The organism is Plantibacter cousiniae (nom. nud.) (assembly GCF_977070315.1).
The window spans coordinates 62,929-78,280 of record NZ_CDRVEU010000007.1; the positions used below are offsets into that span (position 1 = coordinate 62,929).

At 62.5% G+C, this 15,352-nt stretch carries 12 protein-coding genes; 3 read left to right on the forward strand and 9 right to left on the reverse strand.

Translation table 11 applies throughout. From position 1 onward, the window contains the following. Positions 1 to 25: 25 nt before the first annotated feature. From ACW55A_RS14765 to yrfG, 4 genes are all read right to left on the reverse strand, one after another. Entirely contained in the window at positions 26 to 2,362 is a 2,337-nt protein-coding gene (locus ACW55A_RS14765) for an FdhF/YdeP family oxidoreductase (RefSeq protein WP_003434810.1), read from the reverse strand. After that, entirely contained in the window at positions 2,359 to 3,195 is an 837-nt protein-coding gene (gene fdhD, locus ACW55A_RS14770) for a formate dehydrogenase accessory sulfurtransferase FdhD (protein ID WP_455809607.1), read from the reverse strand. Before fdhD ends, ACW55A_RS14765 begins: the two co-directional genes overlap by 4 nt. A 103-nt stretch (positions 3,196 to 3,298) precedes the next feature. Beyond that, positions 3,299 to 4,180 (reverse strand): LysR family transcriptional regulator, encoded by an 882-nt coding sequence (locus ACW55A_RS14775; RefSeq protein WP_498811387.1) that lies wholly within the window; start codon positions 4,178 to 4,180, stop codon positions 3,299 to 3,301. Positions 4,181 to 4,221: 41 nt separating this feature from the next. Continuing rightward, positions 4,222 to 4,950 carry an HAD family hydrolase gene (gene yrfG / locus ACW55A_RS14780; protein ID WP_498811388.1) on the reverse strand — a complete coding sequence of 243 codons (729 nt, stop codon included), beginning with the start codon at positions 4,948 to 4,950 and terminating at the stop codon, positions 4,222 to 4,224. 46 nt (positions 4,951 to 4,996) lie between these two features. On the opposite strand from yrfG, the gene nudE reads away from it, so the two are divergent. Further along, entirely contained in the window at positions 4,997 to 5,563 is a 567-nt protein-coding gene (nudE, locus tag ACW55A_RS14785; protein ID WP_003372295.1) for an ADP compounds hydrolase NudE, read from the forward strand. Then, a complete protein-coding gene (gene cysQ / locus ACW55A_RS14790) occupies positions 5,560 to 6,402 on the forward strand; it encodes a 3'(2'),5'-bisphosphate nucleotidase CysQ (protein WP_003434802.1) in 843 nt (280 codons plus the stop codon). Before nudE ends, cysQ begins: the two co-directional genes overlap by 4 nt. A gap of 169 nt (positions 6,403 to 6,571) precedes the next feature. On the opposite strand, the gene ACW55A_RS14795 is transcribed toward cysQ, so the two are convergent. From ACW55A_RS14795 to rfbB, 5 genes are all read right to left on the reverse strand, one after another. Continuing rightward, the gene (locus ACW55A_RS14795) at positions 6,572 to 7,045 is read right to left on the reverse strand and encodes a YiiD C-terminal domain-containing protein (protein ID WP_003372291.1); all 474 of its coding nucleotides are present in this window, start codon (positions 7,043 to 7,045) and stop codon (positions 6,572 to 6,574) included. Beyond that, positions 7,032 to 8,417, reverse strand: coding sequence for a sigma-54-dependent transcriptional regulator (locus ACW55A_RS14800; RefSeq protein WP_498811389.1), 1,386 nt, complete (start codon positions 8,415 to 8,417; stop codon positions 7,032 to 7,034). The genes ACW55A_RS14795 and ACW55A_RS14800 overlap by 14 nt, the downstream gene beginning before the upstream one ends. Further along, positions 8,414 to 10,228 carry a sensor histidine kinase gene (locus ACW55A_RS14805; protein ID WP_003434796.1) on the reverse strand — a complete coding sequence of 605 codons (1,815 nt, stop codon included), beginning with the start codon at positions 10,226 to 10,228 and terminating at the stop codon, positions 8,414 to 8,416. The genes ACW55A_RS14800 and ACW55A_RS14805 overlap by 4 nt, the downstream gene beginning before the upstream one ends. A gap of 158 nt (positions 10,229 to 10,386) precedes the next feature. Beyond that, positions 10,387 to 10,932, reverse strand: a complete 546-nt coding sequence (rfbC, locus tag ACW55A_RS14810; RefSeq protein ID WP_024661828.1) for a dTDP-4-dehydrorhamnose 3,5-epimerase — start codon at positions 10,930 to 10,932, stop codon at positions 10,387 to 10,389. 80 nt (positions 10,933 to 11,012) lie between these two features. Then, a complete protein-coding gene (gene rfbB / locus ACW55A_RS14815; RefSeq protein ID WP_498811390.1) occupies positions 11,013 to 12,095 on the reverse strand; it encodes a dTDP-glucose 4,6-dehydratase in 1,083 nt (360 codons plus the stop codon). A 240-nt stretch (positions 12,096 to 12,335) separates the two neighbouring features. Between rfbB and ACW55A_RS14820 the strand changes: the two genes are divergently transcribed. Beyond that, positions 12,336 to 15,248 (forward strand): aminotransferase, encoded by a 2,913-nt coding sequence (locus ACW55A_RS14820; RefSeq protein ID WP_498811391.1) that lies wholly within the window; start codon positions 12,336 to 12,338, stop codon positions 15,246 to 15,248. The last annotated feature ends 104 nt before the right edge of the window (positions 15,249 to 15,352 follow it).

A 15,352-nucleotide genomic window follows, 5' to 3' on the forward strand; every position in this document is an offset into this window, starting at 1 on the left:
TTTTTGTGGGCGTCTTTCAGGGACGTTAGAGGATGCGTGCCGACTCTGCAGAGCGCTCGAGGCGGATGGCAACGAACTTCGAGGTCGGCGTGCTGCTGCCATCGCCCACGCTTTCCAGCGGCACCAGCGGGTTGACCTCTGGGTAGTAGGCGGCAGCCTGACCGGCCGGAATATCGAATGGCAGCAACGTGAAGCCTTTGACGCGGCGCTCGCGGTTATCGCTCCAGATCGAAATCAGGTCCGCCTTCTGCCCCGGCTGGAAGCCCAGACGGATGATGTCGGCTTCGTTGACGAACAGCACGTCACGCTGACCTTTGACGCCGCGATAGCGGTCGTCCAGGCCATAGATGGTGGTGTTGTACTGATCGTGCGAGCGCATCGATTGCATGATCAGGTCCGGGATCTGCCCGGTTGAACTGACGTGTTCATTGATCAGAGTCAGCGGCAGCGCATTGGACTTGAAGTTGGCGCGGGTCGACGCAGTGTTCCAGCGACGTGCGCCAGCAGCGTTACCCAGGTAGAAGCCGCCCGGGTGCTTGACGCGCTCGTTGAAATCCTTGAAGCCGGGGATGGTGTCGGCGATCAGGTCGCGAATACGGTTGTAGTCCTCGACCAGCCACAACCAGTCCACAGGCGCCTTGCCCAGCGTAGCGTTGGCGATACCGGCGATGATCGCAGGCTCGGAACGCATTTGCTTCGAGGACGGCTTCAACTGGCCGTTGGAAGCGTGAACCATGCTGAACGAATCTTCCACGGTGACGGCTTGTGGGCCGTTGGCCTGGATGTCGATGTCGGTACGGCCGAAGCACGGCAGGATCAGCGCGTCCTTGCCGTGGAACAGATGGCTGCGGTTCAGCTTGGTGCTGATCTGTACGGTCAGGTCGCAATTGCTGAGGGCTTCGGCAGTGCGATGGCTGTCCGGGGTGGCCTGAGCGAAGTTGCCGCCCAGCGCGATGAACACCTTGGCGCGACCTTCGGCCATGGCGTGAATGGCTTCGACGACGTTGTGACCATTTTCGCGGGGTACTTTGAACTGGAAGCGTTTTTCCAAGGCATCGAGCAGGAACACCGGTGGGCGCTCGTTGATGCCCATGGTGCGATCACCCTGCACGTTACTGTGACCGCGCACCGGGCACAGGCCGGCACCCGGACGGCCGATGTTGCCGCGCAGCAGCATCAGGTTGGCGATTTCCTGGATGGTCGGCACCGAGTGACGGTGCTGGGTAATCCCCATCGCCCAGCACATGATTACGTTCTTGCCTTTGGCGTACATGCGTGCCGATTGCTCGATGTCGCTCAGCGGCAGGCCGGATTGCTCGACGATCGAGTCCCAGGACGTGTCATCGATGGCGGCCAGGTATTCGAGCACGCCTTCGGTGTGTTCGTTGAGGAACGCGTGGTCGAACACCGAAGGTGCGTTGTTGGCTTGCGCCTCGCGCTCCCATTGCAGCAGGAACTTGGCCATGCCGCGCAACAGCGCCATGTCGCCACCCAGGGCAGGGCGGAAGTAGGCGGTGTTGGTCGGGCGGTCGCCGTTGGTGAGCATTTCGACCGGGTGTTGCGGATGCTGGAAACGCTCCAGGCCACGCTCTTTGAGCGGGTTGACGCACACCACCTGGGCGCCGCGCTGTACCGCTTCACGCAATGGCTCGAGCATGCGCGGGTGGTTGGTGCCGGGGTTCTGGCCGAGGACGAAGATGGCATCGGCGTGTTCGAAATCCTCGAAGGTCACGGTGCCCTTGCCGACGCCGACGCTTTGCGACAGCGCTACGCCACTGGCCTCGTGGCACATGTTCGAGCAGTCAGGGAAGTTGTTGGTGCCATAAGCGCGCACGAACAGCTGATACAGGTAGGCCGCTTCGTTGCTGGCGCGGCCGGAGGTGTAGAACTCGGCCATGTTCGGGCTGGGCAGGTTCTTCAGGTGCTTGGCGATCAGCGCAAACGCGTTGTCCCAGCTGATCGGCTTGTAACGGTCGGTTTCCGCGTCATAGCTCATCGGCTCGGTCAGGCGGCCCTGATACTCGAGCCAGTAATCGCTCTGCTCCATCAACGAGCTGACGCTGTAGCGGGCGAAGAAGGCCGGGTCGACACGACGCTTGGTCGCTTCCCAGTTCACCGCCTTGGCGCCATTCTCGCAGAACTTGACCATGCCGCTTTCCGGCGAATCACCCCACGCACAGCCCGGGCAGTCGAAACCGCCGTTCTGGTTGGTCTTGAGCATCATGCGCAGGTTCTTCAGCGCGTTGTCACTGCCCAGCCAGTGTTGCGTCACGCTGATCAGTGCGCCCCAGCCGCCTGCCGCACCTTTGTACGGCTTGTAGCGGGGGGTTGGTGTCTTGTCGGCTTGATGATGAGTGCTCACGCTTGAATCTCCATCGCAGGGCTATAGACCCGCGGCGCACTTTTCTGCGGCAGGTGAATTAGATTGAGGTTGTGACGGCGGGCCCATTGCAGGGCCAGGCCGGTGGGCGAAGACAGGCTGACCAGGGTCTGGATGCCGGCGCGCAATACTTTCTGAATCAGTTCCAGGCTGCAGCGGCTGGTCACGATGGCGACGCCGCCTGCCAAGGGGATGTCCTGACGGATCAATGCGCCGATCAGCTTGTCCAGCGCGTTGTGGCGGCCGATGTCTTCACGTCCCAGCAACAGTTGGCCGTTACCGTCCATGAACACCGCCGCATGTACGGCGCCGCAATGGCGGCCGAGCGGCTGGAACTCACCGATGCGCTGACGCAGGCCTTCCAGCCATTCGATCGAGGGCAGGGGCGCGCCGGGCAGCGCCTTCAGGTCAGGCAGTGCCTGCTCGACGGCTTCAACGCCACACAGTCCGCAACCGCTGGTGCCAGCCAGTTGCCGACGCTGCTGCTTGAGTTCCCAGAACGCGCGGCTGGCGATCTCGACCTCGGCCTGCATCGCCGAGCCGCAACCACTGATTTTGAAGTCGTAGATTTCGTCATGCGAGGCAATGATGCCGCTGCCCAGGCTGAAGCCGACGATAAAGTCTTCCAGATCAGTAGGGCTGACCAGCATGACCGCCTGGCTGATGCCGTTGTAGGCAATCGCCAGCGCCACTTCTTCAGCAAGTTCGTTACGTGCAGAGTCCGTGCCCTCGAGATTCGAGTAGCTGTAAGACTGGCTTGCTTCGGGGGCTGGCGTAGCAAAGGACGCCGAGCTGACCTTGCGCGTAACGGGCATGGGCTGAAATACCGGCAGAATGACATCTGCAAGATTAGGCCCGTTATTGGAAATCGTCTAATCGCTAGTGCTGATGTCCCGATAGATGACGTCGATCAACGCTCTAGCGCGGTATTTCTGCTACCAGCGCAAAGCAGGCTTTAGCCAGTGCCGAACGTGGCGCACTGCGGCGCATGATCAACCCCAGCCGGGCCAAAGTCCGGGAGTCGGCAATCGGATGCAGGCGCAAATGTTCGGTGAGCGTTTCCAGACCGCCATCCAGCGGCATGATCGCGCAGCAAAAACCGCCATGTACGGCTTGCAGCAACTGATGAACGGCATCGGTTTGTATCAGCGGATTGGGTTGCAGGCCGCGGCTATGGAAGTTGTGATCGATCGACTGCCGAAAATGCATGCCGCTGGTCAGCATGCCCAGTGGCAGCTCGACCAGATCGGCCCAGCTCAAGGGATCGTCGCCAAACGTGAAGTGCCGACGGTCGTACAGCAGGCCCATGCGCGTGTCGTCCAGGGTCAGCGAATCGAAACGCTCATTGTCCAGACGTTCCAGGTACGAGACGCCCAGATCGATACGATTGCTTGCCAGTTGCTCCAGCACTTGCTCGGAGCTGAGTGACGACAGCTCGAAGCGCAGATTGGGGTGCAGCTGGTGCAGCCGGTGCAGCAATGGCAGCGGATCGAAGCTCGACAGCGGCACCACGCCCAGGCGCAACGTCCCGACCAGATGACCGCGGCAGGCGGCCGCTTCAGCCTGCAGACCGTCGTAGGCAGCCAGTACCGTGCGTGCCCAGGCCAATACGCGTTCGCCTGGTGCGGTAAAACCTTCGAAGCGTTGGCCGCGATTGACCAGTGGCAAGCCAAGCTCTTCTTCCAGATTGCGCAGGCGCATCGACAGCGTCGGCTGGGTGATGTTGCAGCGCGCAGCCGCTTGGCCGAAGTGCCTCGTCTCGTCGAGGGCGATCAGAAATTTAAGTTGCTTGATGTCCATGTTCACTCCGATGAGCCGTCCAGACAGCCGATTCTACGCGCTCAGGCTGAATGATCGAGCACGCCCTTGATCAACTCCCGATAGTCGTCCACTGCGGCGAACTCTTCGGTGTCTTTCGGGCCTTTTTGGCTGTTGGGTTGGCTGACGGCCAGCAAATGGGCTACACCGAAGTGTCGAGCGCTGCGCAGGATCGGCAGGGTGTCGTCGATAAACAGACTGCGTGCCGGGTCGAAGGCTGTTTCGGCCTTCAGAGCGTCCCAGAAATGCTGGCTTTCCTTGGGAAAGCCGTAATCGTGAGAGCTGATCAGGCGTTCGAAATAAGGCGCCAGCTCGATTCGCTCCATCTTCAGCGACAACGAATCACGGTGCGCATTGGTGATCATGATCACTCGCTTGCCGGCCTTTTGCAGGGCCGCGAGAAAGGTCTCGGCGTCTGGGCGCAGCGCAATCATGTGGGCGATTTCGCGTTTCAGGTCGCGGACCGACAGGTTAAGCTCGGCGCTCCAGAAATCCAGGCAGTACCAGTTGAGCGTGCCCGCGTTGTTTTCGAACAGCGGTTTCAATTCCAGCCAGGCCATGGCGAAACTGACGCCGTGCAGTTCGGCGTAGCGCTGCGGCAGGTGCTGCATCCAGAAGTGTTCGTCGTAATGCAGGTCGAGCAACGTGCCGTCCATATCCAGCAGGACGGTATCGATTTCGCTCCAGGGCATGGAAAGCATTCTGGCCTCGTCAGGGGGTTGATAGCGGGTAAGCATATCCGACACAGACATCGGGAAAAGCTCGGTATAGTACCTCGTTCATGTAAAGGAGCCTGTCATGCGTCAGAAACCTACCGTACTTGCCCGCGCAATCGTCGCCAGTAGTCGTCTGTTCCGCGTTGAAGAGCTGCAATTGCGCTTTGCCAATGGCGTCGAGCGGACCTATGAGCGTCTGGCCAGCAAAGGCACGGGCCCCGGGGCGGTGATGATCGTGGCCATGCTCGATGCCGATCACGCTGTGCTGATCGAAGAATATTGCGGCGGCACCGATGCCTACGAGCTGTCCCTGCCCAAGGGCCTGATCGAGCCGGGCGAAGACGTGCTGGCGGCTGCCAACCGTGAACTCAAGGAGGAGGCCGGTTTCGGTGCGCGTGAGCTGGAACTGTTGACCGAGCTGTCGCTGTCCCCCGGCTACATGAGCCAGAAAATTCAGGTGGTGCTGGCCACCGACCTGTACGAAGAGCGGCTGGAGGGCGACGAGCCCGAGCCGATCCGGGTTGACCGGATCAACCTGCGCGAGCTGTCGAGCCTTGCCCAGAATGCCCAGTTCAGCGAAGGCCGGGCGCTGGCCGCGCTATACCTCACACGTGACCTGCTGACCCAGCGTGGATTATTTCAGCCATGACCGATTCGTTGCACAACCTGCCACATCCGCTGCTCGCGCCGGTGATCGAACTGACGCGACTGGCGGGCGAAGTGATCCTGCCGTTCTGGCGCGCCAACGTCACCGTAACCACCAAGACCGACGATTCGCCGGTGACCGCCGCTGACCTGGCCGCCCATCAGGTGTTGGTCGAGGGTCTGCAGGCGCTTGATCCGGACATTCACGTGCTCTCCGAAGAGGACGCAGACATCCCCCTCAGCGAGCGGGCAAGCTGGGAGCGCTGGTGGCTGGTCGATCCGCTGGACGGCACCAAGGAGTTCATCTCCGGCAGTGAAGAGTTCACCGTCAATGTCGCGCTGATCGAGCGTGGCCGCGTGGTATTCGGCGTGGTCTCGATGCCCACCAATAACCGCTGCTACTTCGGCGGTGCCGGGCTGGGTGCCTGGCGCAGCGATGGCGTCGGTCACATCCAGCCGATCGCAGTGCGCACACAGCCTGGCGAAGGGCAGACCTTTACCGTGGTCGCCAGCCGCCGCCACTCCAGCCCGGAGCAGGAGCATTTGCTCGCCGGCCTGTCGAACGGGCTGGGCCATTTGCAACTGACCAACATCGGCAGCTCATTGAAATTCTGCCTGCTGGCCGAAGGCGCCGCCGACTGCTACCCACGCCTGGCCCCGACCTCGCAATGGGACACCGCTGCGGCGCAGGGCGTGCTTGAAGGTGCAGGAGGCGAAGTGTTGCAACTGGACGGCCAGCCATTCAGCTACCCGGCGCGTGAATCGCTGCTCAACCCATTCTTCCTGGCCCTGCCCGCCAACGCCGAATGGCGCGACAAACTGCTGGTGCTGGCCCAGTCCTGAGGCCAGCTTCAAGGCCTCTGCCCGGCGGGCGTGGGAGCGAGCCGGGCGACGCTTCGCTTGCTCGCGAAGGCGATGGTTCAGACGATGAATTTTCATAGATTGCACTGGCCTCTTCGCGAGCAAGCTCGCTCCCACAGGTCTGCGTAAAGTGCATCCACTGCGTGCAGCCTCACCGGTGCAACACAAACTGCCCGACAAAACGAACAGCCTGTTCTTTGCTGTCCTGCTCACTGATGCCGGTGTGCAGGGTCAGGCGGGCGCGGCCTCGGCGTTGGTAGGTGGCGATGAATTTGTCCCACTGCGCCAGCTCTGGCGCGTCGCAGCGGACGATGGCGTCGCTGCGTACCGGCAGTGGATAACTGATCTGCCCGTCCTGAATCACGATATGCCCATCGGTGATCCCGGCCTCGCGCAGTCGCAGGTGCAGCCAGCCCCAGCCTGCCAGTACTGCGCCGCAATACAGACTGCCGCCGAACAGCGTGCTCTTGTGATTGACGTTGGGTGCCAGCGGCAGGTGCAGACGCAGTGTCTGGTTGTGCCAGTCGATCACGCGCATGCCCATCTCGCGGGTCAGCGGAATATCGTGGTGCAGCACCTGCTCCAGTGCGTGGGCTGCGTCATGTTCAGGCTCAATCGGTGTCATCGGAAGCTCCGCTGCTGTCGCCAAACGTCAGGCCATGCTTGCGCAGTTTGTCGTGCAGGGTCTTGCGCGGCACACCCAGCGCCTCCGCCAGGCTGCGTACCGAGCTGTGCGGGCGCGCCAGTTCGGCGGCGATCAACGCGCGCTCGAAGCTTTCCACCTGATCACTCAAACCCCCGCCCGGCGGCGGTGCCTGTTCTGTATCAGCGCCTTCCAGTTCCAGTTCCAGACCCAGCGCAAAGCGCTCGGCGGCGTTCTGCAGTTCCCGGACGTTGCCCGGCCAGTTATGCCGCAACAGCAGCGCGCGCTGGCCCGGTTTGAGTTCGTGCTTGGGGATGCCGTGGCGCATGCTCGCGGCATCAGCGTAATGCTCGAACAGCATCAGCGCATCCTCATCCCGTTCGCGCAACGGCGGGATGCGCAGCGAGGCCACGTTCAGGCGGTAATACAAGTCCGCCCTGAAGCGGCCCTGATCGGCCGCGTGACGCAAGTCTTCCTTGGTCGCGGCGATGATGCGGATGTCCAGCGGGATCTGCTGATTGCTGCCCATTCGCTCGACCACGCGCTCCTGCAGCAGGCGCAGCAGCTTGACCTGCACGTCCAGGCTCATGCTTTCGATTTCATCGAGGAACAGCGTGCCGCCGTTGGCAAACTCGAACTTGCCGATACGCCGCTTCTGCGCGCCGGTGAAGGCCCCGGGCTCGTGACCGAACAGCTCGCTTTCCACCACCGATTCAGCCAGCGCCCCGGCGTTGATCGCCACGAACGGGCCGCTGCGGCGGTTGGACAGGTCGTGCAGCGCGCGGGCGACCACTTCTTTGCCTGCGCCGGTTTCACCGAGGATCAGCACGTCGGCTCGCGTCCCGGCCAGTGCGCCGATTTGTTCGCGCAGACGCAGGATCGGCGGCGACTGACCGATCAGGCGTGTGCTCAGTTGTTGGCGATCACTCAGGGCCAGGCGCAGGCTGCGGTTATCCAGCACCAGACGGCGCAGCGCCAGGGCACGGCGCACGCTGTCGAGCATGGCGTCGCTGGCGAAGGGCTTTTCCAGAAAGTCGTAGGCCCCGGCGCGCATGGCTTTCACCGCCAACGGTACATCGCCATGCCCGGTGATCAGCAGCACCGGCAGGTCGGGGTCCTGCGCGTGAAGCTGGTCCAGCAGCTCCAGGCCATCCATGCCCTGCATGCGAATATCGCTGACCACCACGCCCGGCCAGTCGCGGCCAATGCGTTCGGCCAGCCCGGTTGCCTCGGGCAACGACAGAACGTTCAGGCCAGCCAGGTCCAGCGTCTGACGCAGTGCCTGACGCAGGTGCGAATCGTCGTCGATCAGCACCACCTGAATCTGGCTGTCGATGGCTGTGTCCGAACTCATGCAGAAAGGTCCTCTGGCGGTTGAAGATTGGCTCCGGAAGCACCGGCCCGCAGGCGCAGGGTCAGCAGCGCACCGCCGCTGGGATGGTTGGCGAACAGCAACTCGCCGCCCAGCGCGCGCATCAGCGTATCGCAGATGGCCAGACCGAGGCCAAGGCCCTGAGTGCGGGTCTTGGTCGTAAAGAAGGGCTCGCGAGCCCGTGCCAACGCTTCCTGGGAAAAACCGGGGCCGTTGTCACGAATGTACAGGTTAACGCCCTCGGCGGTTTGCTCGACACTTATCCACAGCCTGCGCGGCGGGCCTTTCTCGGTGAGGGCGTCCAGCGCGTTGGCGAGCAGATTGCCGAGCACCTGACGCAGACGGGTTTCACCGGCCTGCACCCAGATCGTGGCGTCCGGCAGGTCACGGATCAGTTCGACTTCCATGGCGCGCCGCCGCTTGGCCAGCAGCGCCAGCGCATCTTCCAGCGCCGGTTGCAGTGCCACGCTTTCAGGGGCGTGGCGGTCGCGGCGGGCGAAGGCGCGCAAGTGCGCGATGATTGAGGCCATGCGCCCGGTCAGTTCGCTGATCAGCTTGAGGTTGCCGCGTGCGTCCTCGGTGCGTTGATGATCGAGCAGCACTTCGGCGTTTTCGGCGTAACTGCGGATGGCGGCCAACGGCTGATTCAGCTCATGGCTGATACTCGCCGACATGGTGCCCAGCGCCGTCAGTTTGCTGGTCTGCACCAGTTCGTCCTGAGCCTGCACCAGTTCCTGCTGCGCCTGTTCGCGCTCCAGCACTTCCTGACGCAGCCGGCTGTTGAGCCCCTCCAGATCGCTGGTCCGTTCTATAACCCGCATCTCCAGCTCGCGGCGCGCCTTGGCCTCGAAAGCGATGCGATCCAGATAATGACGACGACGCTGCATCATCAGGCCCAGCAACAACATCAGCACCAGCAGCGCTGCGCCGCCAATCGCCACCACCGTGCGCACCTGACGGTCGACAAGGGCGCGAGGCGCGAGGATGTTGACGTTCCAGCCGGTTTCTTCGATGGCCTGGGTCTGGGTCAGCCAGGCGTGTTCATCGATTCTCAACGGGCGCGGATCGCGGGTCGGGTAGGACTGGATCGCGACGATGGCTTTTTTCTCGTCATCGGTCAGGTCACGTGTCGCCCGAAAGCGCCATTCGGGGTTGGACGTCAGAATCACCACACCGTTCTGGTCGGTCAGCAGCAGTTGCTCGGGCGTCTTGCCCCACAGGGTTTCGGTGTGGTCCAGATCAACCTTGACCACCAGTACGCCGATGATCCGCTCACCATCACGCACCGGGCCGGCGAAAAAGTAACCACGTTTGGCAGAGGTCGTGCCGAGGCCGAAGAACCGCCCGGTTCTGCCCGCCCGTGCATCAATGAAGTAGGGCCTGAACGAGAAGTTTCGGCCAATGAAGCTGTCCTTCTGCTCCGAGTTCGAGGCCGCCAGAGTCAGGCCATTTGCGTCCATCAAATACATGACATCGGCACCGGTCTGGCGCGTGATTTCGCTGAGCAGACGGTTGGCGTTCGCCAGGGTGGGTGTGTCGCCCGGCGCCGCCAGTGCGGCGCGCAAGGCAGGCAGGTCGCCGAGGATCTGCGGCAGGGTTTCGTAACGGTGCAGGGTGCCGAGCAGGTTGGCGACGTACAGGTCCAGGGTCTGGCGATTCTGATTGGCCAGCACGTTGCGGTAATAACGTTCGGCCAGATGCTCCAGCGGCCACAGCAACGGCGCCAGGCAGAGTGCCAGAAGGGCGAGGCTGCGCCAGCGAGGGCGGCGTGGCAGTGCGGGAGTCATGGTCATCGATTGGCCGTCGCCGAAGGGTTGACGATGCCTGCTGGCGGTCACGCCGTGGCAGGCAACAGATACACCCGGTCGATCCTGACGTGGGCATCAGGCGCGTATTATGCCCGCCGCTGGCTTGTCAGGCATCCGGACATTACGCCGGGCTGCCTTGGGGCTCAGGCAAACAGATCGGCTTCTTTCAGACGCTTGCCTTGCTGATCCTTGGCCGACAGGCTGGGTTGGCCGTCGAACTGCCAGTCGATGGCCAGATCCGCATCGTCCCAGGCGATGCAGCGCTCGGCAGACGGTGTGTAGTAGTCGGTGGTCTTGTACAGGAACTCGGCGTGTTCGCTGAGTACCACGAAGCCATGTGCAAAGCCTTCCGGAACCCACAGCTGACGGGCGTTTTCAGCGGACAGCTCGACGCCGACCCACTGGCCGAAGTTCGGCGAGCTGCGGCGAATGTCCACGGCCACATCCAGCACCTTGCCGACGGTGACGCGCACCAGTTTGCCCTGGGCATTTTCGATCTGATAGTGCAGCCCGCGCAGAACGCCGCGCTGCGAGCGGGAGTGGTTGTCCTGCACGAATTCGCGGGTCAGGCCGGTGGCAGCCTGAAAAGCCTTGGCGTTGAAACTTTCATAGAAAAAGCCTCGTTCATCACCGAATACCTTGGGTTCGAGAATCAGGACTTCCGGCAATTTTGTTGCGACTACGTTCACGAGGCTTCCCCTGCAATCTTCATTAAGTGGTGGCGACTCGACAGTCTGCCCTGAGGCGCGCCTGCCGAGAAGGGTGCTGATCAGGCAATCAGGTCTTTAGGCTCGCTAAAACCCAGTCGTTCGCCCTGATAACTGCCGTCCTGAACCCTGCGGCACCAGTCCAGGTTATTCAGGTACCACTGCACGGTCTTGCGCAGCCCGGACTCGAAGGTTTCTTCGGGCGTCCAGTCCAGCTCCTTGTCGATCTTGCTGGCGTCGATGGCATAACGCTGATCGTGGCCGGGACGGTCGACCACGTAGGTGATCAGGTCGCTGTACTGCGCGACGCCTGCCGGGTGCTGCGGCGCGAGCTCATCGAGCAGCGCGCAGATACCGCGCACGACGTCGATGTTTTTCTGCTCGTTGTGGCCACCGATGTTGTAGGTCTCGCCGACTTCACCTTCGGTCATGACCTTGAGCAGTGCCCGTGCGTGATCCTCGACGTACAGCCAGTCGCGCACCTGCAGGCCATTGCCGTACACCGGCAGGGGCTTGCCCGCCAGGGCGTTGAGAATCACCAGCGGGATGAGCTTTTCCGGGAAGTGGAACGGCCCGTAGTTGTTGGAGCAGTTGGTCACCACCACCGGCAGGCCATAGGTGCGGTGCCAGGCGCGCACCAGGTGGTCGGACGCAGCCTTGCTCGCCGAGTAAGGTGAGCTGGGCGCATACGGCGTGGTTTCGGTGAACAGATCATCGACACCGTGCAGGTCGCCATACACCTCATCAGTGGAAATATGGTGGAAGCGGAACGCTTGGCGCTGCGCTTCCGGCAGTTTCAGCCACCAGGCGCGCGTGGCTTCCAGCAGGCTATAGGTGCCGACGATGTTGGTCTGGATGAACTCGGCCGGGCCATCGATGGAGCGGTCGACGTGGGACTCAGCCGCCAGGTGCATGATCGCCTGCGGCGCAAAGCGCTCGAGCACCGTACTGACGCGGGCCTGATCGCAGATATCCGCCTGCACGAACTCATAGCGCGTGTCGGTCGCAATGGACTGCAACGATTCAAGGTTGCCCGCGTAGGTCAATTTGTCGAAGTTCAGCACTTCGTGTTCGGTGTTGTTTATCAGGTGGCGGATCAGTGCAGAGCCGATGAAACCTGCGCCCCCGGTAACGAGTATTCGCATGAACTGACCTTCTTGTGTGTTCTGGAGTAATGCAGCATAGCGCTTGAACGCGTATGACAGGATCGGACCATTAAACCCGAGCAGCAGGTCGAATAAAACTCCGGCTGTTTCCCGACCTGGGGTACAGGTGCGGATTGGTCGCGCAGCGCAATCCCCTTATAGTCAATCCCCTGTAGTTGTGCGACTGCCCATCACGCCTGGCTCAACGAGTCTGGCCTGACAACAATAACGAGGTTTTCCATGCCGCTTGCCACGCTCATCCGCCGATCCAGTCTGCCTTGCCCCGAGGTCAGCGTGGGCCAGGCGCTGCAATTGCTCTCCGAGCACTACGGGCTGAGCGGCACCCTGAAAGCGTTGGGCAGCCAGCAGGATCGCAACTTTTTACTGGATACCGGCACGCGGCGTTATGTGCTGAAGATCTGCCACGGGGCTTATTCGACCACCGAGCTGAACGCCCAGCACGCGGCGCTGCATCATCTGGCCGGCCACAGTGCATTCAATGTGCCGGGTGTGATCCGCGCCAACGACACCGAGCAGTTACTGTCGGTCGACATCGACGGCCAGGCAGTGCATGTGCGCCTGCTCGAATTCATCGACGGGCAATCGCTGGGACATGTCGAGCATCTGGGCCGTGACATCGTGGTTGAGCTGGGCGAGCTGTGTGCCCATGTGGATATCGCGCTGGCCGATTTCGATCACCCCGGTCTGCAGCGCATCCTGCAGTGGGACCCGCGCCACGCCCATGCGTTGATCAAGCACCTGCTGCCGGTGATCAAGGATGCCGACGCCCGCGCCTGTCTGATCGAAGCCGCCGAGCAGGCTCATCGCCGTCTGTTGCCATTGATTGCGGCACTGCCGATCCAGGCGGTGCATCTGGACATCTCCGAGCACAACGCGGTCTGGCGGCGCGAGGCGGGGCATCCGTGGCAATTGCAGGGGCTGATTGATTTCGGCGATCTGCTCAGTACCTGGCGAGTGGCTGATCTGTCGGTGACCTGCGCGGCGCTGCTGCACCATGCCGAGGGCGATCCGCTGTACATCCTCCCGGCCATTGCCGCCTATCACGCCCTCAATCCGCTGAAGATCGAGGAATTGCAGGCACTCTGGCCGCTGATCGTCGCTCGATCCGCAGTGCTTGTGCTCAGCAGCGAACAGCAGGCAAGCGTCGAGCCCGGCAATACGTATATCCAGGCCAACCTTGCCGGGGAATGGAACATTTTCGATGTCGCCACTTCGGTGCCGATGGCGCTGATGGAAGCTGCCATTCTGCGCGCGGTGGGTCTGGACCTGCCGCCTGTCGAACAGCCTGCCTATTCGCCGTTGCTGCCCAGCCTGGCGGGGCTTCAGCCGGTGCTGGTGGATCTGGGCGTGCTCAGTGAACACTTCGTGGCAGGCAATTGGGAACAGAGCGGCATCGATGAATATCTGCTGTCGCAAGCGGCCGGGGACGGTGGTCTGGCGGCCAGTCGGTTCGGTGAATATCGTCCGTCACGCACCTTGCCTGACTGCGCCCGCGAGCCGGAGACCTTTGCGCTGCATGTCGAGTTGCACGTGCCCGCCGCAACGCCGCTGCATGCGCCGTTCGGTGGCACCTTAAAGCTGACGGCCGATGCTGCGGTGCTGTTGGTCGGCGAGCGCATCAGTTTGAAGTTGTGGGGTGTGCTGCCGGAGGCTTCGCTAGCGGATCAGGTGGCGGCGGGCTCGTTGATCGGGCAGGGCGGTGGCTCGCTGTTGCTGCAATTGTGCACGGCGCCAGACCTCAGCCCGCCGCTGTTCACTACACCGGCCTGGGCAGATGCCTGGCGCGCAATCTGTCCGTCGCCGTCGGCCGTGCTGGGTTTTGATTGTGACGCGCCAGCCTTGCAGGATGCCGCGCAATTGCTGGCGCGCCGCGATGCCAGCTTTGCCCGCTCGCAAAAACACTACTACCAGGCCCCGCCGCAGATCGAGCGGGGCTGGCGCAATCACCTGATCGACATGCAGGGCCGCTCCTATCTGGACATGCTCAATAACGTCGCGGTTCTCGGCCACGGCCACCCGCGCATGGCCCACGAGGCGGCGCGGCAGTGGTCGCTGCTCAACACCAACTCGCGTTTTCACTATGCGGCGATCGCCGAGTTTTCCGAGCGTCTGCTCAAGCTGGCCCCCGAGGGCATGGACCGCGTGTTTCTGGTCAACAGCGGCACTGAGGCCAACGACCTCGCGATCAGGCTGGCGTGGGCTTACAGCGGTGGCCGCGACATGCTCAGTGTGCTGGAGGCGTATCACGGCTGGTCGGTGGCGACCGATGCCATTTCAACCTCGATCGCCGACAACCCGCAGGCACTCAGCACCCGCCCGGACTGGGTGCATCCGGTCACCGCGCCCAATACCTATCGCGGGCCATTCAGGGGCGCGGACAGTGCGCCGGAGTACGTGCGCAGTGTCGATCAGGCCCTTGCCACGCTGGCTAAGCAGCAACGGCAGGTGGCGGGCTTCATCTGCGAGCCGGTGTATGGCAATGCGGGCGGGATTTCCTTGCCGCCGGGGTATCTGCAACAGGTGTATCAGAAGGTCCGCGCTGTGGGTGGCGTGTGCATTGCCGATGAGGTGCAGGTGGGTTATGGCCGGCTAGGTCATCACTTCTGGGGTTTCGAAGAGCAGGGCGTGGTGCCGGACATCATCAGCATGGCCAAAGGCATGGGCAACGGCCATCCGCTGGGCGCGGTGATCACCCGCCGTGAGATCGCCGAGGCGCTGGAGGCCGAGGGCTATTTCTTCTCGTCATCCGGGGGCAGTCCGGTCAGTTGCCGAATCGGCATGGCGGTGCTGGATGTCATGGAGGAGGAGAAACTCTGGGACAACGCGCGAATCGTGGGCGACCACTTCAAAGCGCGGCTGCAGGCCCTGGCCGACAAACATCTGTTGGTGGGCGCGGTGCATGGCATGGGGTTTTATCTGGGCATGGAACTGGTCCGTGACCGTTACACCCTGGAACCCGCCACAGAAGAAACCGCCCGCCTGTGCGAGCGCCTGCGTGAACTGGGCATCTTCATGCAGCCGACCGGCGACTACCTGAACATCCTGAAAATCAAACCCCCGATGTGCACCACCCGCCAAAGCGTGGACTTTTTTGTCGACAACGTATCGAAGGTGCTCCACGAACTGGAATAGAGGACGCAGAGCGTCCAGAACGGCATACCCACGCGGAGCATGGGTACGGTAGGTAGTGCCCGACACCCATCGTTCCTCACGCTCCAGCGTGGGAATGCCGTTCG

Coding starts and splice junctions, on each gene's coding strand:
- fdhD (WP_455809607.1), bottom strand. CDS start 3,195: ATGCCCGTTACGCGCAAGGTCAGCTCGGCGTCCTTTGCTACGCCAGCC.
- ACW55A_RS14775 (WP_498811387.1), bottom strand. CDS start 4,180: ATGGACATCAAGCAACTTAAATTTCTGATCGCCCTCGACGAGACGAGG.
- yrfG (WP_498811388.1), bottom strand. CDS start 4,950: ATGTCTGTGTCGGATATGCTTACCCGCTATCAACCCCCTGACGAGGCC.
- nudE (WP_003372295.1), top strand. CDS start 4,997: ATGCGTCAGAAACCTACCGTACTTGCCCGCGCAATCGTCGCCAGTAGT.
- cysQ (WP_003434802.1), top strand. CDS start 5,560: ATGACCGATTCGTTGCACAACCTGCCACATCCGCTGCTCGCGCCGGTG.
- ACW55A_RS14795 (WP_003372291.1), bottom strand. CDS start 7,045: ATGACACCGATTGAGCCTGAACATGACGCAGCCCACGCACTGGAGCAG.
- ACW55A_RS14800 (WP_498811389.1), bottom strand. CDS start 8,417: ATGAGTTCGGACACAGCCATCGACAGCCAGATTCAGGTGGTGCTGATC.
- ACW55A_RS14805 (WP_003434796.1), bottom strand. CDS start 10,228: ATGACCATGACTCCCGCACTGCCACGCCGCCCTCGCTGGCGCAGCCTC.
- rfbB (WP_498811390.1), bottom strand. CDS start 12,095: ATGCGAATACTCGTTACCGGGGGCGCAGGTTTCATCGGCTCTGCACTG.
- ACW55A_RS14820 (WP_498811391.1), top strand. CDS start 12,336: ATGCCGCTTGCCACGCTCATCCGCCGATCCAGTCTGCCTTGCCCCGAG.